Source organism: Ramlibacter sp. Leaf400 (genome assembly GCF_001424545.1).
In the GTDB taxonomy this organism is placed as follows: domain Bacteria; phylum Pseudomonadota; class Gammaproteobacteria; order Burkholderiales; family Burkholderiaceae_C; genus Ramlibacter.
On sequence record NZ_LMQL01000011.1, the window covers coordinates 1 to 19,193 of the forward strand.

A 19,193-nucleotide genomic window follows, 5' to 3' on the forward strand; every position below is an offset into this window, starting at 1 on the left:
TTTTGATTGCGCCGACCGGGCATAACTCTTTTTTGATTGCGCCGACCGGGCATAACTCTTTGATCGACTGATCAAAGTTATAGGGTCAAGCCGCACGAGCAATTAGTATCGGTTAGCTTAACGCATTGCTACGCTTCCACACCCGACCTATCAACGTCCTGGTCTTGAACGACTCTTCAGGGGGCTCAAGGCCCCGGCAGATCTCATCTTGGAACGAGTTTCCCGCTTAGATGCTTTCAGCGGTTATCTCTTCCGCACATAGCTACTCGGCAATGCCACTGGCGTGACAACCGATACACCAGAGGTGCGTCCACTCCGGTCCTCTCGTACTAGGAGCAGGCTTCCTCAAATCTGCAGCGCCCACGGAAGATAGGGACCAAACTGTCTCACGACGTTTTAAACCCAGCTCACGTACCTCTTTAAATGGCGAACAGCCATACCCTTGGGACCGGCTACAGCCCCAGGATGAGATGAGCCGACATCGAGGTGCCAAACACCGCCGTCGATATGAACTCTTGGGCGGTATCAGCCTGTTATCCCCAGAGTACCTTTTATCCGTTGAGCGATGGCCCTTCCATACAGAACCACCGGATCACTATGTCCTGCTTTCGCATCTGCTCGACTTGTCAGTCTCGCAGTTAAGCACGCTTATGCCATTGCACTATCGTCACGATGTCCGACCGTAACTAGCGTACCTTCGAACTCCTCCGTTACGCTTTGGGAGGAGACCGCCCCAGTCAAACTGCCTACCATGCACTGTCCCCGACCCGGATTACGGGCCTAGGTTAGAACCTCAAACGCACCAGGGTGGTATTTCAACGTTGGCTCCATGCGATCTAGCGACCGCACTTCAAAGCCTCCCACCTATCCTACACAGATCCGTTCAAAGTCCAATACAAAGCTACAGTAAAGGTTCATGGGGTCTTTCCGTCTTTCCGCGGGGAGATTGCATCATCACAAACATTTCAACTTCGCTGAGTCTCGGGAGGAGACAGTGTGGCCATCGTTACGCCATTCGTGCAGGTCGGAACTTACCCGACAAGGAATTTCGCTACCTTAGGACCGTTATAGTTACGGCCGCCGTTTACTGGGACTTCGATCAAGAGCTTGCACCCCATCACTTAATCTTCCAGCACCGGGCAGGCGTCACACCCTATACGTCCACTTTCGTGTTTGCAGAGTGCTGTGTTTTTATTAAACAGTCGCAGCCACCGATTTTTTGCAACCTCATTGGGCTCCATCCGCAAGGGACTTCACCTACTAAAGGCACACCTTCTTCCGAAGTTACGGTGTCAATTTGCCGAGTTCCTTCTCCCGAGTTCTCTCAAGCGCCTTAGAATACTCATCTCGCGCACCAGTGTCGGTTTGCGGTACGGTCGTGTGTAGCTGAAGCTTAGTGGCTTTTCCTGGAAGCAGGGTATCACTCACTTCGACGGCAAGCCGTCTCGTTGTCACCTCTCATCTAAGCCCGGCGGATTTACCTACCAGGCACGACTACAGGCTTGAACCGGGACATCCAACACCCGGATGAGTTAACCTTCTCCGTCCCCACATCGCACTACACATCGGTACAGGAATATTGACCTGTTTCCCATCAGCTACGCATCTCTGCCTCGCCTTAGGGGCCGACTCACTCTACGCCGATGAACGTTGCGTAGAAAACCTTGCGCTTACGGCGAGCGGGCTTTTCACCCGCTTTAACGCTACTCATGTCAGCATTCGCACTTCTGATACCTCCAGCAGCCCTCACGAGCCACCTTCACAGGCTTACAGAACGCTCTCCTACCACGTACGCTTGCGCGCACATCCGCAGCTTCGGTAACTGGCTTAGCCCCGTTACATCTTCCGCGCAGGACGACTCGATCAGTGAGCTATTACGCTTTCTTTAAATGATGGCTGCTTCTAAGCCAACATCCTGACTGTTTTAGCCTTCCCACTTCGTTTCCCACTTAGCCAATTTTAGGGACCTTAGCTGGCGGTCTGGGTTGTTTCCCTCTTGAGTCCGGACGTTAGCACCCGGTGCTCTGTCTCCCAAGCTGTACTCGTCGGTATTCGGAGTTTGCCTTGGTTTGGTAAGTCGCCATGACCCCCTAGCCAAAACAGTGCTCTACCCCCGACGGTAATACTTGAGGCACTACCTAAATAGTTTTCGGAGAGAACCAGCTATTTCCAAGTTTGTTTAGCCTTTCACCCCTATCCACAGCTCATCCGCTAGTTTTGCAACACTAGTCGGTTCGGACCTCCAGTACCTGTTACGGCACCTTCATCCTGGCCATGGATAGATCACTTGGTTTCGGGTCTACACCCAGCGACTGAAATCGCCCTGTTCGGACTCGGTTTCCCTGCGGCTACCCTATTCGGTTAACCTTGCCACTGAATGTAAGTCGCTGACCCATTATACAAAAGGTACGCAGTCACCCTTGCGGGCTCCTACTTTTTGTAAGCATGCGGTTTCAGGATCTATTTCACTCCCCTCCCGGGGTTCTTTTCGCCTTTCCCTCACGGTACTAGTTCACTATCGGTCGATGATGAGTATTTAGCCTTGGAGGATGGTCCCCCCATATTCAGACAGGATTACACGTGTCCCGCCCTACTTTTCGCTAGCTCAGTACCACACAGGTCTTTTCGCGTACGGGGCTATCACCCGCTTTGGCCGGCCTTTCCAAGCCGTTCCGCTAAGTCTTGTGCTATCACTAGCAGGCTCTTCCGATTTCGCTCGCCACTACTTTCGGAATCTCGGTTGATGTCTTTTCCTCGAGCTACTGAGATGTTTCAGTTCACCCGGTTCGCCTCGCATGACTATGTATTCATCATGCGATACCCCTAAGGGTGGGTTTCCCCATTCGGAAATCCTCGGATATAGCGCCTATTTGCCGGCTCCCCGAGGCTTATCGCAGGCTATCACGTCCTTCGTCGCCTATCATCGCCAAGGCATCCACCACATGCTCTTATTCACTTGACCCTATAACTTTGACGCCTCTCACGAGAAGCAAAGTCAATCAAGGAATGGTCAGGTCTTTCACCTGACGCGTTATGCCGTTCATATTCGAATTACTCGAAGATGAATCTTTGGTTGACGCAATCAAAAATGTTGCTTGCGGCACGGTCCGCCATGAAGCGGTTTCCGCAAGCAACGCTGATTCGACTCTATGAATTGTTAAAGAACAGCCGATTGAGCCAGGCAATCCTGGCATCAACAACAAAGCAGCCTCTTTGCGGAAGCCGCTTTGGTGTTGAACTTAATGTTATTGGTGGAGGATGACGGGATCGAACCGACGACCCCCTGCTTGCAAAGCAGGTGCTCTCCCAGCTGAGCTAATCCCCCAGGATCCCGACAAAGGAGATGGTGGGTCTGGTTGGTCTCGAACCAACGACCCCCGCCTTATCAAGACGGTGCTCTAACCAACTGAGCTACAGACCCAGGCCGGTCGCATGACGAGCAATTGACGTCGCTGGCGACATCTTCCAACAACCGATAAGTGTGGACGTTTGACTGGATTGCGGTTTTCCAGAAAGGAGGTGATCCAGCCGCACCTTCCGATACGGCTACCTTGTTACGACTTCACCCCAGTCACGAACCCTGCCGTGGTAATCGCCCTCCTTGCGGTTAGGCTAACTACTTCTGGCAGAACCCGCTCCCATGGTGTGACGGGCGGTGTGTACAAGACCCGGGAACGTATTCACCGCGACATTCTGATCCGCGATTACTAGCGATTCCGACTTCACGCAGTCGAGTTGCAGACTGCGATCCGGACTACGACTGGTTTTATGGGATTAGCTCCCCCTCGCGGGTTGGCAACCCTCTGTACCAGCCATTGTATGACGTGTGTAGCCCCACCTATAAGGGCCATGAGGACTTGACGTCATCCCCACCTTCCTCCGGTTTGTCACCGGCAGTCTCATTAGAGTGCCCTTTCGTAGCAACTAATGACAAGGGTTGCGCTCGTTGCGGGACTTAACCCAACATCTCACGACACGAGCTGACGACAGCCATGCAGCACCTGTGTTACGGTTCTCTTTCGAGCACTTCCACATCTCTGCGGAATTCCGTACATGTCAAAGGTGGGTAAGGTTTTTCGCGTTGCATCGAATTAAACCACATCATCCACCGCTTGTGCGGGTCCCCGTCAATTCCTTTGAGTTTCAACCTTGCGGCCGTACTCCCCAGGCGGTCAACTTCACGCGTTAGCTTCGTTACTGAGTCAGTGAAGACCCAACAACCAGTTGACATCGTTTAGGGCGTGGACTACCAGGGTATCTAATCCTGTTTGCTCCCCACGCTTTCGTGCATGAGCGTCAGTGCAGGCCCAGGGGATTGCCTTCGCCATCGGTGTTCCTCCGCATATCTACGCATTTCACTGCTACACGCGGAATTCCATCCCCCTCTGCCGCACTCCAGCGATGCAGTCACAAATGCAGTTCCCAGGTTGAGCCCGGGGATTTCACATCCGTCTTACATCACCGCCTGCGCACGCTTTACGCCCAGTAATTCCGATTAACGCTCGCACCCTACGTATTACCGCGGCTGCTGGCACGTAGTTAGCCGGTGCTTATTCTTACGGTACCGTCATTACGCCAAGGTATTAACTCGGCGCGTTTCGTTCCGTACAAAAGCAGTTTACAACCCGARGGCCTTCATCCTGCACGCGGAATGGCTGGATCAGGCTTGCGCCCATTGTCCAAAATTCCCCACTGCTGCCTCCCGTAGGAGTCTGGGCCGTGTCTCAGTCCCAGTGTGGCTGGTCGTCCTCTCAGACCAGCTACAGATCGTCGGCTTGGTGAGCCTTTACCCCACCAACTACCTAATCTGCCATCGGCCGCTCCAATCGCGCGAGGTCTTGCGATCCCCCGCTTTCAACCAGAGTTCGTATGCGGTATTAGCTACGCTTTCGCGTAGTTATCCCCCACGACTGGGCACGTTCCGATGTATTACTCACCCGTTCGCCACTCGCCACCAGGGTTGCCCCCGTGCTGCCGTTCGACTTGCATGTGTAAAGCATTCCGCCAGCGTTCAATCTGAGCCAGGATCAAACTCTACAGTTCGATCTTGATTTTTGCTCTAGGAATCGAAGTGAACTTCACTTCTTTTCGTTGAGCGTTTGATTAGTTCCGAAGAACTTGGCAATCGCCATCAAACGCCCACGCTTATCGGCTGTATGTTGTTAACGAACCTTTACTTCACTTCTTTTCGTTGAGCGTTTGATTAGTTCCGAAGAACTTGGCAATCGCCATCAAACGCCCACGCTTATCGGCTGTATGTTGTTAACGAACCTTCGCGGCTCCCGGTCAGCGTCGCCGCCCTCCGTTGCCTTGCCCGCTGCGATCAGCGAAGCCCTCGATTATGACAGAGTTTTTAGCGTTCCGTCAACCGCTGCTGAATTTTTTTCGCTTGCCGCTTCTTGTCTTGCCTTGCCCGCTGCGATCAGCGAAGCCCTCGATTATGACAGAGTTTTTAGCGTTCCGTCAACCGCTGCTGAATTTTTTTCGCTTGCCGCTTCTTGTCGAAGCACTCGCGAAACCGTCTCAACGAAACGGTTGGTGGGTGATACATGGATCGAACATGTGACCCCTGCCGTGTGAAGGCAGTGCTCTACCGCTGAGCTAATCACCCTTCAGGCTTCGCGAACTTTCGTCCGCTGACCGAAGCCCACGATTATGCCACAGGTTCGGAACCACCCTCGCGGGTCTGGATGCGCCAGAGCGTTTTGCCACCGCTGGCCTTGTCCAACTGCGCCAGGACCTCCTCGTGCGCGGCCGCTTCCTGTTCGCTGGCCAGCAGCACCGGCAGCGTGAACTGGCGCAGGTCCACGCGGGTCTGGATGCCCGTGACGGCATCCTGCGGCGAGGCGTCGATCAGCAGCGCTTCCTGGCCACGGGTGAGGTTGATGTAGACGTCGGCCAGCAGTTCGGCGTCCAGAAGCGCGCCGTGCAGCGTGCGCCCGGAGTTGTCCACCTCCAGGCGATCGCACAGCGCGTCGAGGCTGTTGCGCTTGCCCGGGAACATCTCCTTGGCCATGGCGAACGTGTCGATCACGTTGTCCACGAAGCTGCGAAAGCCCGGCTTGCCCACGAGCTCGAGTTCCTTGTTCAGGAAGCCCACGTCGAAGGCGGCGTTGTGGATGATGATCTCGGCGCCGCCCACGTACTCCACCAGTTCCTCGGCGATCGCCGCGAACTTGGGCTTGTCACGCAGGAACTCGCTGGTGATGCCGTGGACCTTGAGCGCGTCCTCGTGGCTCTCGCGCTCGGGATTGAGATACCAGTGCCGGTTGTTGCCGGTCAGCTTGCGTCCCACCAGTTCGACGCAGCCGATCTCGATGATGCGGTCGCCGGTTTCGGCCGAGAGGCCGGTGGTTTCGGTGTCGAGGACGATCTGGCGCATGGCCGCGATTATGCTGGGCCGTAGGCCCTGCCCTTGGGGCCACCGAGGGCACTCGGCACGCCGCAGTGGCGCCAATCGCACGCCCGCGGCGAGCCGACCACGCTCAGTGCTTTTCCTTGGCGTGGTTGATCGAGTATTTCGGGATCTCGACCACCAGGTCCTTCTGCGCCACGATGGCCTGGCAGGACAGACGCGAGTTCGGCTCCAGGCCCCACGCGCGATCGAGCAGGTCTTCCTCGTTCTCGTCCATCTCGTTGAGCGAGTTGAAGCCCTCGCGAACGACCACGTGGCAGGTGGTGCAGGCGCAGCTCATGTCGCAGGCGTGCTCGATCTTGATGTCGTTGTCCAGCAGCGCCTCGCAGATCGAGGTACCCGCGGGCACGGTCACTTCCGCCCCCTGCGGGCAGTACTCCGGATGCGGAAGGATGCGGATCGTGGCCATGCTCAGAGGGTCTCCACGTTGCGGCCGGCCAGGGCCTGTCGGATGCTGCGGTTCATGCGGCGCGCGGCGAAGTCTTCCGTGCCCTTGGCCAGGGCTTCGGTGGCGGCTTCGATGGCGCCGGCGTCCTGGCTGGATTCGGTGACGCTTCGCAGCTCCTGCATCAGGGCATCGACGCTGGCGCGCTCGCCGGTGTCCAGCAGCCCGCCGTCGGCATTCAGCGCGCTCTGCGTCGCCAGCAGCATGCGCTGCGCGTCGATCCGGGCCTCGGCCACGGCACGCGCCTTCATGTCCTGCTGCGCGGTGGAGAAGCTCTCCTGCAGCATGGTCGCCACCTGGTCGTCGGACAGGCCGTACGAAGGCTTCACGTCGATGCGGGCCTCGACGCCGCTGCCCTGCTCCCGCGCGTTCACGCTCAGCAGCCCGTCGGCATCGACGGTGAAGGTCACGCGGATGCGGGCGGCGCCGGCCGCCATCGGCGGGATGCCGCGCAGCTCGAAGCGCGCCAGGCTGCGGCAGTCCTGCACCAGGTCGCGTTCGCCCTGCACCACGTGCAGCGCCATCGCGGTCTGGCCGTCCTGGTAGGTCGTGAAGTCCTGCGCCTTGGCGGTCGGGATGGTCTCGTTGCGCGGCACGATGCGCTCGACCAGCCCGCCCATGGTCTCGATGCCCAACGACAGCGGGATCACGTCCAGCAGCAGCAGGTCGCCCGAGGCGTTGTTGCCCGCCAGCTGGTTGGCTTGGAGGGCCGCGCCCAGCGCGACCACTTCGTCCGGGTTCAGGTTGATGAGGGGCTCGCGACCGAAGAAGTCGGCGACGGCGCGGCGCACCTGCGGCATGCGGGTGGAACCGCCGACCAGCACCACGCCCTGGATCTCGTCGCGCTGCAGCTTCGCGTCGCGCACGGCCTTGCGCACCGCGGCCAGCGTGCGCTGCGTCAGGTCGGCCGTGACGCGCTCGAAGTCGGCTCGCGTCACCGGCACGCTGACCTCGCCGCTCGACAGCAGCAGCACGGCTTCGGTCTGCTCTTCGTCGGTCAGGCGCTCCTTGGCGGCGCGGGCCTCGACCTTCACGGCGGCCTTGTCGGCGGGCGTGGCCGCCCGGACACCGGCCTTGGCCAGCAGGTGTTCCGCCAGCGCGCGGTCGTAGTCGTCGCCGCCCAGCGCCGAGTCGCCGCCGGCGGCGATCACCTCGAACACGCCGCGCGACATCCGCAGGATGGAGATGTCGAAGGTGCCGCCGCCCAGGTCGTAGACGGCGTAGACGCCCTCGGACGCGTTGTCCAGGCCGTAGGCGATGGCCGCGGCGGTGGGCTCGTTGATCAGGCGCAGCACCTTCAGGCCGGCCAGCTGCGCGGCGTCCTTGGTGGCCTGGCGCTGCGCGTCGTCGAAGTACGCGGGGACGGTGATCACGGCGCCGTACAGGTCGTCGTTGAAGGTGTCCTCGGCGCGGTAGCGCAGCGTGGCCAGGATCTCGGCGCTGACTTCCACCGGCGACTTCTCGCCGGCGCGGGTGCGCAGCGAAACCATGCCCGGCTGGTCGACGAAGCCGTACGGCAGCCGCTCGCGGTTGGCGATGTCGGCCAGGCCCCGGCCCATGAAGCGCTTCACCGAGGCGATGGTGTTCTCGGCGTCATGCGCCTGCGCGGCCTGCGCCTCGTGGCCGATCTGGCGGCCTGCGTTCTCGAGGTAGCGGACCACCGAGGGCAGCAGCACGCGGCCCTGGTCGTCGGGCAGGCATTCGGCCACGCCGTTGCGCACGGACGCGACGAGCGAGTGGGTGGTGCCAAGGTCGATGCCGACTGCGATGCGGCGCTGGTGGGGGTCGGGAGCCTGGCCCGGCTCGGAAATCTGAAGGAGCGCCATGGCTTCTATTGTCCCAGCTGGTCGATTCGCGCTTCGACGTCATGGGCAAAGCGCTGGATGAACATCAGCGCCCTCACCCGCTGCGCCGCAGCGGCCGCGTCGCCTTCACGGTCGAGCAGCCGCTCGACCTCGTCAAAAACCCTGGAGCGAGCCTGGTGCAGGCGATCGTCCAGGCCCTCGAGTTCGGCCGCGGTGTGCGCCTCGTCGAGTGCCTCGCGCCACTCCATCTGCTGCATCAGGAAGGCCGGCGGCATCGCGGTGTTGCGTTCGGCGTCGATGGGGGCACCGCGCAGCTCGCACAGGTAGGCGGCGCGCTTGAGCGGATCCTTCAGGCGCTGGTAGGCCTCGTTGATGCGCACCGACCACTGCATCGCCACGCGCTGGGCGGCGGCGCCTTGCGCGGAAAACCGGTCCGGGTGAGCCTCGCGCTGCAGTTCCTTCCAGCGGGCGTCGATGGCCGCCCGGTCCTGCGCGAACCGCTGCGGCAGCCCGAACAGGATGAAGTCGTCGTCCCCGATGTTCAAAGCCCCCACGCTCCCCACTTCGTGTGGTCGCTGCCCCCCGATGGGGCCTTCGCGTCTTGGGGCGGCCCGGCGACGCTCACACCCGGAACGACTCGCCGCACCCGCAGCGATCGCGTTCGTTCGGGTTGTTGAACCGGAAGCCCTCGTTCAGGCCTTCGCGCACGAAGTCCAGCTCCGTGCCTTCGATGTAGGCCAGGCTCTTGGGATCGACCAGCACTTTCACGCCCTGGCTCTCGAACACCACGTCCTCGGGCGCGGGCTCGTCCACGTACTCGAGCTTGTAGGCCAGGCCGGAACAGCCCGTGGTCTTGACGCCCAGGCGCACGCCGATGCCCTTGCCGCGCCTGGCGAGGTAGCGCAGCACGTGGCGGGCCGCCGCGTCGGTCAGCGTGACGGACTTGCCGGTCTCGCCACCGACGCCTTCGACGGCCGCGGTTTCAACCGGATCAATGCGCATGCTTCTTCTTGTAGTCCTCGACGGCCGCCTTGATGGCGTCCTCGGCCAGGATCGAGCAGTGGATCTTCACCGGCGGCAGCGCCAGTTCCTCGGCGATCTGGCTGTTCTTCAGCGAGGCCGCCTGGTCCAGCGTCTTGCCCTTGACCCATTCGGTCACCAGCGAGCTCGACGCGATCGCCGAGCCGCAGCCGTAGGTCTTGAAGCGCGCGTCCTCGATCACCCCGGTCTGCGGGTTGACCTTGATCTGCAGCTTCATCACGTCGCCGCAAGCGGGCGCGCCCACCATGCCGGTGCCGACCGTCTCGTCGCCCTTTTCGAAGGAGCCCACGTTGCGCGGGTTCTCGTAATGGTCCACGACCTTTTCAGAGTAAGCCATGTTCTCTCCTTGATTTCAGTGCGCGGTCCACTGGATGGTGCTGAGGTCCACGCCGTCCTGGTACATCTCCCAGAGCGGGCTGAGATCCCGCAGCTTGGCGACGTTCTTCTTGATCGTCTCCACCGCGTAGTCGATTTCTTCCTCGGTCGTGAAGCGGCCGATCGTCATGCGAAGGCTGCTGTGGGCCAGCTCGTCGCTGCGGCCCAGGGCGCGCAGCACGTAGCTGGGCTCCAGCGAGGCCGAGGTGCAGGCCGAGCCCGAAGACACGGCCAGGCCCTTGATGCCCATGATCAGCGACTCGCCTTCGACGAAGTTGAAGCTCATGTTCAGGTTCTGCGCCACGCGCCGGCCCGGCTCGCTGGTGCCGTTGATGAACACCTGTTCGATGCCCTTGAGGCCTTCGAGCAGGCGCTTGTGCAGCGCCGCCGCCTTGGCGTTGTCCTGCGCCATCTCCAGCCGGGCGAGCCGGAAGGCCTCGCCCATGCCGACGATCTGGTGCGTGGGCAGCGTGCCCGAGCGCATGCCGCGCTCGTGGCCGCCGCCGTGCATCTGCGCTTCCAGCCGCACGCGCGGCTTGCGGCGCACGTACAGGGCACCGATGCCCTTGGGCCCGTAGGTCTTGTGCGAGGCCAGGCTCATCAGGTCGACCGGCAGCGCCTTGACGTCGATCTCCACCTTGCCGGTGGCCTGGGCCGCGTCGACGTGGAAGATGATCCCGCGCTCGCGGCACATCGCGCCGATGGCCGGGATGTCCTGCACCACGCCGATCTCGTTGTTCACGAACATCACGCTGACCAGGATGGTGTCGGGCCGCAGCGCGGCCTTGAACGCCTCTAGGTCGAGCAGGCCGTCTTCCTGCACCTCGAGGTAGGTGACCTCGAAGCCGTGGCGCTCCAGCTCGCGCATGGTGTCCAGCACCGCCTTGTGCTCGGTCTTCACCGTGATCAGGTGCTTGCCCTTGCTCTTGTAGAACTGGGCCGCGCCCTTGAGCGCCAGGTTGTTCGACTCGGTGGCGCCCGAGGTCCAGACGATCTCTCGCGGGTCGGCGCCGATCAGCTCGGCCACCTGCTCGCGCGCCTTCTCCACCGCGGCCTCGGCCTCCCAGCCCCACGCGTGGCTGCGCGAGGCGGGGTTGCCGAAGTGTTCGCGCAGCCAGGGGATCATGGCGTCGACCACGCGCGGGTCGACCGGCGTCGTCGCGCCATAGTCCATGTAGATCGGGAAGTGCGGGGTCATGTCCATGTGAAGCTGGCGGTAAGGCTGGCGGGTTGCTGCGGCGAGTGGCGTGGATGTCAGGACTTGGCGGGCGACATGCTGCCCAGCGCGAACACCGAGTTGGGCGCGTTCACGCGGATCGGCTTGACAACCGGCGCGCTGGAAATGGCGCGCTTGACCGCCGGCTTGTCCTCGATCTGGATGCCCTTGGCGAGCTGGTCGTCGACGAGCTTCTGCAGCGTCACCGAGTCCAGGAACTCCACCATGCGCTGGTTCAGCTGCGACCACAGCTCGTGGGTCATGCAGCGGCCACCATCACCGGTGCAGTTTTCCTTGCCGCCGCATTGCGTGGCGTCGATGGGCTCGTCCACCGAGACGATGATGTCGGCCACGGTGATCTCGGCGGCCTTGCGGCCGAGCGTGTACCCGCCGCCCGGGCCCCGGGTGGACTCGACGAGCTCGTGCCGGCGCAGCTTGCCGAACAGCTGTTCCAGGTAGGAAAGCGAAATCTGCTGGCGCTGGCTGATCGCCGCCAGGGTGACGGGACCGTTGTTCTGGCGCAGGGCCAGGTCGATCATCGCGGTAACCGCAAAGCGGCCTTTGGTTGTGAGACGCATCGCAACCTCCTTGTTGCCTAACTGACCGTTGTGCACCGCACAAGCATCAGCCGGTACGGTTCGTCTCCACCCATGTTCCCGGCTCCTGCCGGCCCTCGCCGACTGCCCAGTGGCGCCGGTCATATCGGCGCTCCTGCGCCTGCGAAGTTCTTTTGATCCTGAGCGTTTCCGTCAAGTATACCAGAAAACCCGGGTGAATCGCTCGGGTAAGTAGACTGGCCAGTCGCGTTTTGGTTCCACCGCCTGCTCAAGCGCGGCGACCCGCCGAGCTGATCGGCACGACGTTGTCGTGCACGACGGCGCCGAAGGCCTGTTCCTTGAGCAGCGCCAGCTGGTCGCGCACCCGGGCCGCCTTCTCGAACTCCAGGTTGCGGGCGTGCTCGAGCATCTGCTTTTCCAGCCGCTTGATCTCGCGGGCCACGTCCTTTTCCGACATGTCCTCGGCCATCGCGCGCTGCAGTTCCTGCTTTTCCTGCTCCTTGGCCGCCTTCTCGCTGTAGACGCCGTCGATGAGGTCGCGCACCTCCTTGCGGATGCTGCGCGGCGTGATGCCGTGGGCCAGGTTGTGGGCGATCTGCTTGGCACGGCGGCGCTCCGTCTCGCCGATGGCCTTCTTCATCGACTCCGTCATGTTGTCCGCGTAGAGGATCGCCCGGCCGTGCAGGTTGCGGGCGGCCCGGCCGATGGTCTGGATCAGCGAGCGCTCGGCACGCAGGAAGCCTTCCTTGTCCGCGTCCAGGATGGCCACCAGCGACACCTCCGGGATGTCCAGGCCCTCGCGCAGCAGGTTGATGCCCACCAGCACGTCGAAGGCGCCCAGCCGCAGGTCGCGCAGGATCTCCACCCGCTCGACCGTGTCGATGTCGCTGTGCATGTAGCGCACCTTCACGCCGTTGTCGGCCAGGTAGTCGGTGAGCTGCTCCGCCATGCGCTTGGTCAGCGTGGTGATCAGCACCCGCTCGTGCTTCTCGGCGCGGATGCGGATCTCCTGCAGCACGTCGTCGACCTGGTGCGTGGCCGGGCGCACCTCGACCTCGGGGTCGATCAGGCCGGTGGGCCGCACCAGCTGCTCTACCACCTGCCCCGCGTGCTCGTTCTCGTAGTTGGCCGGCGTGGCCGACACGAAGACCACCTGCCGCATGCGGGTCTCGAACTCCTCGAACTTCAGCGGCCGGTTGTCCAGCGCCGAAGGCAGCCGGAAGCCGTACTCCACCAGCGTGGTCTTGCGCTGGCGATCGCCGGCGTACATCGCATTGAGCTGGCCGATCATCTGGTGGCTCTCGTCCAGGAACATCATGGCGTCCTTGGGCAGGTAGTCGGTCAGCGTCGACGGCGGCGCCCCGGGCGGCGAGCCCGAGAGGTGGCGCGTGTAGTTCTCGATGCCCTTGCAGTGGCCGACCTCGCTGAGCATTTCCAGGTCGAAGCGGGTGCGCTGCTCCAGGCGCTGGGCCTCCACCAGCTTGCCCATGCCGACCAGTTCCTTCAGGCGCTGCTCCAGCTCCATCTTGATCGACTCCACCGCCGAGACCACCTTCTCGCGCGGCGTCACGTAGTGGCTGGACGGGTAGATGGTGAAGCGCGGCACCTTCTGGCGGATGCGGCCGGTGAGCGGGTCGAACAGCTGCAGCGACTCGATCTCGTCGTCGAACAGCTCGAGGCGCACCGCCAGCTCGCTGTGTTCGGCCGGGAACACGTCGATGGTGTCGCCGCGTACGCGGAAGGTGCCGCGCGAGAAGTCCTGCTCGTTGCGGGTGTACTGCATGCGGATCAGCTGGCCGATCACGTCGCGCTGGCCGATCTTGTCCCCCACGCGGCAGATGAACCGCATCTGCGTGTAGTCCTCGGGGGCGCCGATGCCGTAGATGGCGCTCACCGTGGCCACGATGACGGTGTCGCGCCGCTCCAGCACGCTCTTGGTGGCCGACAGCCGCATCTGCTCGATGTGTTCGTTGATCGAGCTGTCCTTCTCGATGAACAGGTCGCGCTGCGGGACGTACGCCTCGGGCTGGTAGTAGTCGTAGTAGCTGACGAAGTACTCCACTGCGTTCTTGGGAAAGAACTCGCGGAACTCCGAGTACAGCTGCGCGGCCAGCGTCTTGTTGGGCGCGAACACGATGGCCGGTCGCCCCAGGCGCGCGATCACGTTGGCCATCGTGAAGGTCTTGCCGGAGCCGGTCACGCCCAGCAGGGTCTGGAACACCTCGCCGTCCAGCACGCCTTCCACCAGCTTCTCGATCGCCTTGGGCTGGTCCCCCGCGGGCGGGTACGGCTGGTACAGCTCGAAGGGCGAACCGGGATAGGTGATGAACTCACCCTTGTGCGTTTCCGGCATGGCGGTTGCGATTTCTGGCATGGGTGCTGCTGAGGTGATGGAGGGGACGCGCGCTTAAAATCGCAGGCAAGCCGGACAGCCTACAGCATGCTCCGGCACCACCGCACTCCCCGCTTTCCGACATCTTCCAGAGGATCCCCCGCATGTCTTTGTTCCAGTCCGTCGAAATGGCCCCGCGCGACCCCATCCTGGGTCTCAACGAGCAGTTCAACGCCGACACCAACCCGCAGAAGGTCAACCTCGGCGTGGGCGTCTACTACGACGACAGCGGCAAGCTCCCCCTGCTGCAGTGCGTGCAGCGGGCGGAAAAGCAGATGATGGAAGCGCCAAAGGCGCGCGGCTACCTGCCCATCGACGGCATCGCCGCGTACGACCAAGCCGTCAGGAACCTCGTATTTGGGGCCGAAAGCGAGCCGGTCAAGGCCGGCCGCATCGCCACCGTCCAGGCCCTGGGCGGCACCGGCGGCCTGAAGATCGGCGCCGACTTCCTGCGCAAGGTGAACCCCGGCGCCAAGGTGCTGATCAGCGACCCGAGCTGGGAGAACCACCGCGCCCTGTTCAGCCAGGCCGGCTTCACGGTCGAGACCTACCCGTACTACAACGCCGCGCGCCGCGGCATCGACTTCGACGGCATGCTCACCGCGCTGAACATGGCGCCCGAAGGCACCGTGGTGGTCCTGCACGCCTGCTGCCACAACCCCACCGGCTACGACATCACGGCCGAGCAGTGGGACCAGGTGATCGCCGCCACCAAGGCGAAGAAGCTGGTGCCCTTCCTGGACATGGCCTACCAGGGCTTCGGCACGGGCATCACCGAAGACGGCGCGGTGATCGGCAAGTTCGTGGCCTCCGGCCAGGACTTCTTCGTGGCGACCTCGTTCTCGAAGAGCTTCAGCCTCTACGGCGAACGGGTCGGCGCCCTGTCGGTGCTGTGCGGCGACAAGGACGAAACCCACCGCGTCCTGAGCCAGCTCAAGATCATGATCCGCACCAACTACAGCAACCCGCCCATCCACGGCGCGACCGTGGTGACGACGGTGCTGAGCGACCCCGAACTGCGCGCGCTCTGGGAGAAGGAGCTGGGCGAGATGCGCCTGCGCATCAAGCAGATGCGGCTGGCGCTGGTGGAAAAGCTCAAGGCCTCGGGCGTGAAGGAGGACATGGGCTTCATCACCACCCAGATCGGCATGTTCAGCTACTCGGGCCTGTCCAAGGACCAGATGGTGCGGCTGCGCAACGAGTTCGGCGTCTACGGCACGGACACCGGCCGCATGTGCGTGGCGGCGCTGAACAGCAAGAACATCGACTACGTCTGCCGGTCGATCGCTTCGGTGATCTGAGGGGCGCCGGGGCCGCTCAGCCCCACACGATCGACCGCATCGCGATCGACGCGCCCTGGTAGCCCTCGTTGAAGAAGCGCACCGGCTCGCCCGGTTGCGCGGCGCCCGCCGCGTGCAGCAGCGGCAGGTAGTGCTCGTGGCTCGGATGCGCGAGCTGCGCCATCTCGCCCCACGACTGGAAACGCGCCAGTTCGTCCATGTTCCCCTCTCGCACGCACTCGGCCACCTTGGCATCGAAGGCCACGGTCCAGTCGTAGGCCTGGTTCGACGGCAGGTCGCGCCGCATGGTGCGCAGGTTGTGCACCGTGTTGCCCGTGCCCACCACCAGCACGCCGCGCTCGCGCAGCGCACGCAGGCGCCGGCCCATGGCCAGGTGCCCGGCGGGCGGCTGGTCCCAGTCCAGGCTCAGCTGCACCACCGGGATCTGCGCCGAGGGGAACATGGGCTTGAGCACGGACCAGCTGCCGTGGTCCAGGCCCCACTCGGCCTTGTCGACGCCGGCGCCAAGGAACCGGGCGATCTCGCCCGCCGCGGCCGGAGCGCCCGGCACCGGGTACTGCTGCGCGAAGAGCTCCGCCGGAAACCCGCCGAAGTCGTGGATGGTCTTGGGCCGCTCCATGCCGGTCAGCCACCAGCCGTGGGTGAGCCAATGGGCGGAGATGCAGAGGATCAGCTGCGGCACCGGCCAGCGCGGGCCGAACTCGAGACCCAGGGATTGCCAGCTGCGGCGCCACTCGTTGTCCTCGATGGCATTCATCGGGCTGCCGTGGCCGATGAACATCGCGGGCATCCGCGGGCTGGGCCGCAGGCTCTGCAAGGAAAGTGACAGGTCGGATTCCTCGGAGGTCATGGGTTCTTGGTTGACAGAAGCTTGCTGAAAATTCCCGCAAATCGTGCACTGCAAAACGGCGACGATGCCGCTGGTCGGAAGAAGCGTCCCAATCGGCGCCTTCGGGTTTTATGGATGAGCACCGGGACTGCAGGACTGATATATTGCATCGCACCATTCCCTTTGGGGGCCACAGCACATGCTCTACCATATTTACGAAGCCCAACGTTCGCTGATGGAACCCTTCGCCGACTTCGCTCAGGCGGCGGCAAAACTCTACAGCAACCCCCTCACCCTCTTTGGCCAGAACCCGCTCGCGCAGCGCGCTTCCGCCGCGTACGAGCTGGTGTACCGCCTGTGGAAGGACTACGAGAAGCCCCAGTTCGACATCAAGACCGTCGAAGTCGACGGCATCGACGTCGTCATCCATGAAGGCGTGGAGCTGGACAAGCCCTTCTGCGAACTGCGCCGCTTCAAGCGCTTCTCGGACGATCCCGGCACGCTGGCCAAGCTCAAGTCGCAACCGGCCGTGCTGGTGGTGGCCCCGCTTTCGGGCCATTACGCCACCCTGCTGCGCGACACGGTGCGCAGCCTGCTGGCCGACCACAAGGTCTACATCACCGACTGGAAGAACGCCCGCACGGTGCCGCTGGAAAAAGGCGAGTTCCACCTGGACGACTACGTCAACTACGTGCAGGACTTCATCCGCCACCTGCAAGGCACCTACGGCAACTGCCACGTGATCAGCGTGTGCCAGCCCACCGTGCCGGTGCTCGCGGCGGTGTCGCTGATGGCTTCGCGCGGCGAGGTCACGCCGCTGACGATGACCATGATGGGCGGCCCCATCGACGCCCGCAAGTCGCCCACCGCGGTGAACAACCTGGCGATGAACAAGAGCTTCGAATGGTTCGAGAACAACGTGATCTACCGCGTTCCGACCAGCTTCCCCGGTGCCGGCCGCCGCGTGTACCCGGGCTTCCTGCAGCACACCGGTTTCGTGGCGATGAACCCCGACCGCCACCTGTCCAGCCACTACGACTACTTCAAGCACCTGGTCGCCGGCGACGACGACAAGGCCGAGGGGCACCGCCAGTTCTACGACGAGTACAACGCCGTGCTCGACATGGACGCCGACTACTACCTGGAGACCGTTCGCACCGTGTTCCAGGAGTTCGCCCTGGTCAACGGCACCTGGGACGTGATCAGCGAGGACGGCGAGCTCGAGCGGGTCAAGCCGCACGACATCACGACCACCGCGCACCTGACCATCGAAGGCGAGCTGGACGACATCTCCGGCGCCGGCCAGACCGAAGCGGCGCACGAGCTTTGCTACAACGTGCCCAAATCGCGCCAGAAGCACATCGAGGTCGAGGGGGCCGGCCACTACGGCATCTTCTCGGGCCGCAAGTGGCGGGAGATCGTCTACCCCGAGGTGCGCGCGTTCATCGCCCGCTTCAATGACGGGGCGGTCGTGCCCACCGCGCAACGCACGGCGCCGGCCAAGGTGTCGGCCCGCAAGAAGGCGGTCGAGCCGGCGGCCTGATCGCCCGGCCGGCCGAAGGCGCCCCGCCCGGAGTCTTTGCCATGTCCGATCTCGCGGCGCGGCTGCACGCCGCGTTGCCGCAGACGCAGTGCACGCGCTGCGGCTATCCCGATTGCGAGTCCTACGCCCGGGCCATGGCCGAGGGCGAGGCGCAGATCAACCAGTGCCCGCCCGGCGGCGCAGAAGGCATCGCCCGGCTGGCCGCCCTCACCGGCCGCCCCCCGCTGCCGCTCAACCCGGCCAACGGCCTGGAAGGTCCTCGCACCGTCGCCGTGATCGACGAGGCCTGGTGCATAGGCTGCACCCTCTGCCTGAAGGTCTGCCCCACCGACGCCATCCTGGGCGTGCACAAGCGCATGCACACGGTCGTCGAGCCGTACTGCACGGGCTGCGAATTGTGCGTGCCGGTGTGCCCGGTCGACTGCATCTCGCTGGAGAACGTCACCGGCGACCGCACCGGCTGGCAGGCATGGGATGCCGAACAGGCCGGGCTGGCGCTGGACCGCTACGAGGCGCGCAAGCAGCGCCTGGCGCGCGAACAGGTCGAGCAGCAGGACCGCCTGGAGCGCAAGGCCGAGGCCAAGCTCGCCGACCTGCCGGCCCACACCCACGGGGCCGAGGGCGCGGAAGCCGATCGCAAGCGCGCCATCATCGAAGCGGCCCTGGCCCGGGCGAAGGCGCGGCGGGGGAAGTCTTGAGAACAGAACACAGAGGCACAGAGGCACAGAGGCAAGGGGAGGACTCCTTTAATGGAAACCTCTGTGTGCCTCTGTGCCTCCGTGCCTCTGTGTTCTGTTCCCGGTTCACCCGCCGCCGACGTCGTTCACCTGCTCGTTGAACTCCGCCAGGCCCATCGCGGCGCCCACCTCGCGCGGCAGCGCGTCGCGCGCCGAGAACACGCCCAGGATGCGGCCCCCGCCCACCACCGGCAGGTGCCGGAAGCCGCGCTCCAGCATGATCAGCACGGCCTCGGACACCGGCAGCTCGGGCCGCACGCAGATCGGCTGGGGCGTCATCACCTCGCGCACCGGCGTGTGGGCCGGATCGAGGGCGCGGGCCAGCACCCGCGTCATCAGGTCGCGCTCGGTGAGGATGCCCAGCAGCTTGTCGGGCGGCTCCATCACCAGCACGCTGCCGCAGCTCGCCCGGGTCATCATGCAGGCCGCCTCGTAGACGGACGCGTCGGGACCGACGCGCACCACGTGCTTGTGCGACATCGACTGGAACACGGTGCGTTCGCTCATGGGGCACCTCCTGGATGGCCCGCGCCGGGG

At 63.3% G+C, this 19,193-nt stretch carries 15 protein-coding genes, 3 tRNA genes and 2 rRNA genes; 4 read left to right on the forward strand and 16 right to left on the reverse strand.

All coding sequences use genetic code 11. The features are described 5' to 3' along the window. Nucleotides 1–81: 81 nt before the first annotated feature. Nucleotides 82–2,962 (reverse strand): 23S ribosomal RNA (locus tag ASG30_RS13645). A 99-nt stretch (nt 2,963–3,061) separates the two neighbouring features. Here ASG30_RS13645 and ASG30_RS22570 point away from each other — a divergent pair. Then, nucleotides 3,062–3,262, forward strand: coding sequence for a hypothetical protein (locus ASG30_RS22570; protein ID WP_156385547.1), 201 nt, complete (start codon nt 3,062–3,064; stop codon nt 3,260–3,262). Here the strand turns inward: ASG30_RS22570 and ASG30_RS13650 are convergent. The 13 genes from ASG30_RS13650 to uvrB all read right to left on the reverse strand — a co-directional run bounded on the left by ASG30_RS13650 (nt 3,250) and on the right by uvrB (nt 14,228). After that, nucleotides 3,250–3,325 (reverse strand) — tRNA-Ala (locus tag ASG30_RS13650). The two genes, ASG30_RS22570 and ASG30_RS13650, sit on opposite strands and share 13 nt — an antisense overlap. 19 nt (nt 3,326–3,344) lie before the next feature. Further along, nucleotides 3,345–3,421: transfer RNA gene (locus ASG30_RS13655), tRNA-Ile, on the reverse strand. 91 nt (nt 3,422–3,512) lie between these two features. Continuing rightward, nucleotides 3,513–5,043, reverse strand: a 16S ribosomal RNA gene (locus ASG30_RS13660). Together the 16S and 23S rRNA genes with 3 tRNA genes alongside form the textbook arrangement of a ribosomal RNA operon. Before the next feature lie 493 nt (nt 5,044–5,536). Then, nucleotides 5,537–5,611, reverse strand: a tRNA-Val gene (locus ASG30_RS13665). 42 nt (nt 5,612–5,653) lie between these two features. After that, a complete protein-coding gene (dnaQ, locus tag ASG30_RS13670) occupies nt 5,654–6,382 on the reverse strand; it encodes a DNA polymerase III subunit epsilon (RefSeq protein WP_055897556.1) in 729 nt (242 codons plus the stop codon). A gap of 103 nt (nt 6,383–6,485) precedes the next feature. Further along, nucleotides 6,486–6,824 carry an ISC system 2Fe-2S type ferredoxin gene (gene fdx / locus ASG30_RS13675; RefSeq protein WP_055897559.1) on the reverse strand — a complete coding sequence of 113 codons (339 nt, stop codon included), beginning with the start codon at nt 6,822–6,824 and terminating at the stop codon, nt 6,486–6,488. A 2-nt stretch (nt 6,825–6,826) separates the two neighbouring features. After that, nucleotides 6,827–8,686 carry a Fe-S protein assembly chaperone HscA gene (gene hscA / locus ASG30_RS13680; protein ID WP_055897562.1) on the reverse strand — a complete coding sequence of 620 codons (1,860 nt, stop codon included), beginning with the start codon at nt 8,684–8,686 and terminating at the stop codon, nt 6,827–6,829. Between the two features lie 5 nt (nt 8,687–8,691). Beyond that, nucleotides 8,692–9,210 carry a Fe-S protein assembly co-chaperone HscB gene (gene hscB / locus ASG30_RS13685; protein ID WP_055897565.1) on the reverse strand — a complete coding sequence of 173 codons (519 nt, stop codon included), beginning with the start codon at nt 9,208–9,210 and terminating at the stop codon, nt 8,692–8,694. A gap of 76 nt (nt 9,211–9,286) precedes the next feature. Beyond that, nucleotides 9,287–9,667 (reverse strand): iron-sulfur cluster assembly protein IscA, encoded by a 381-nt coding sequence (gene iscA, locus ASG30_RS13690; RefSeq protein ID WP_055897568.1) that lies wholly within the window; start codon nt 9,665–9,667, stop codon nt 9,287–9,289. Beyond that, complete coding sequence (gene iscU / locus ASG30_RS13695; protein ID WP_055897571.1) at nt 9,657–10,043, reverse strand: Fe-S cluster assembly scaffold IscU; 387 nt, start codon at nt 10,041–10,043, stop codon at nt 9,657–9,659. The genes iscA and iscU overlap by 11 nt, the downstream gene beginning before the upstream one ends. Nucleotides 10,044–10,058: 15 nt before the next feature. Next, a complete protein-coding gene (locus ASG30_RS13700) occupies nt 10,059–11,285 on the reverse strand; it encodes an IscS subfamily cysteine desulfurase (protein ID WP_055897574.1) in 1,227 nt (408 codons plus the stop codon). Nucleotides 11,286–11,335: 50 nt separating this feature from the next. Then, nucleotides 11,336–11,875 (reverse strand): Fe-S cluster assembly transcriptional regulator IscR, encoded by a 540-nt coding sequence (gene iscR, locus ASG30_RS13705; RefSeq protein ID WP_055897577.1) that lies wholly within the window; start codon nt 11,873–11,875, stop codon nt 11,336–11,338. Between the two features lie 247 nt (nt 11,876–12,122). After that, nucleotides 12,123–14,228: an excinuclease ABC subunit UvrB gene (gene uvrB, locus ASG30_RS13710; RefSeq protein ID WP_055897580.1), complete on the reverse strand. Its 2,106-nt coding sequence runs from the start codon at nt 14,226–14,228 to the stop codon at nt 12,123–12,125. A gap of 122 nt (nt 14,229–14,350) precedes the next feature. Here uvrB and ASG30_RS13715 point away from each other — a divergent pair, with 122 nt between their 5' ends. Next, complete coding sequence (locus ASG30_RS13715; protein ID WP_055897584.1) at nt 14,351–15,547, forward strand: amino acid aminotransferase; 1,197 nt, start codon at nt 14,351–14,353, stop codon at nt 15,545–15,547. 16 nt (nt 15,548–15,563) lie between these two features. Here the strand turns inward: ASG30_RS13715 and ygiD are convergent, their stop codons facing one another. Beyond that, a complete protein-coding gene (gene ygiD / locus ASG30_RS13720) occupies nt 15,564–16,397 on the reverse strand; it encodes a 4,5-DOPA dioxygenase extradiol (RefSeq protein ID WP_055897587.1) in 834 nt (277 codons plus the stop codon). A 178-nt stretch (nt 16,398–16,575) separates the two neighbouring features. Here ygiD and ASG30_RS13725 point away from each other — a divergent pair, with 178 nt between their 5' ends. Further along, a complete protein-coding gene (locus ASG30_RS13725) occupies nt 16,576–17,919 on the forward strand; it encodes a polyhydroxyalkanoate depolymerase (protein WP_055897590.1) in 1,344 nt (447 codons plus the stop codon). 41 nt (nt 17,920–17,960) lie between these two features. Next, a complete protein-coding gene (rsxB, locus tag ASG30_RS13730; protein WP_055897591.1) occupies nt 17,961–18,617 on the forward strand; it encodes an electron transport complex subunit RsxB in 657 nt (218 codons plus the stop codon). Nucleotides 18,618–18,722: 105 nt separating this feature from the next. Here the strand turns inward: rsxB and ASG30_RS13735 are convergent, their stop codons facing one another. Continuing rightward, nucleotides 18,723–19,163 carry a CBS domain-containing protein gene (locus tag ASG30_RS13735; protein ID WP_055897594.1) on the reverse strand — a complete coding sequence of 147 codons (441 nt, stop codon included), beginning with the start codon at nt 19,161–19,163 and terminating at the stop codon, nt 18,723–18,725. Nucleotides 19,164–19,193 lie beyond the last annotated feature (30 nt).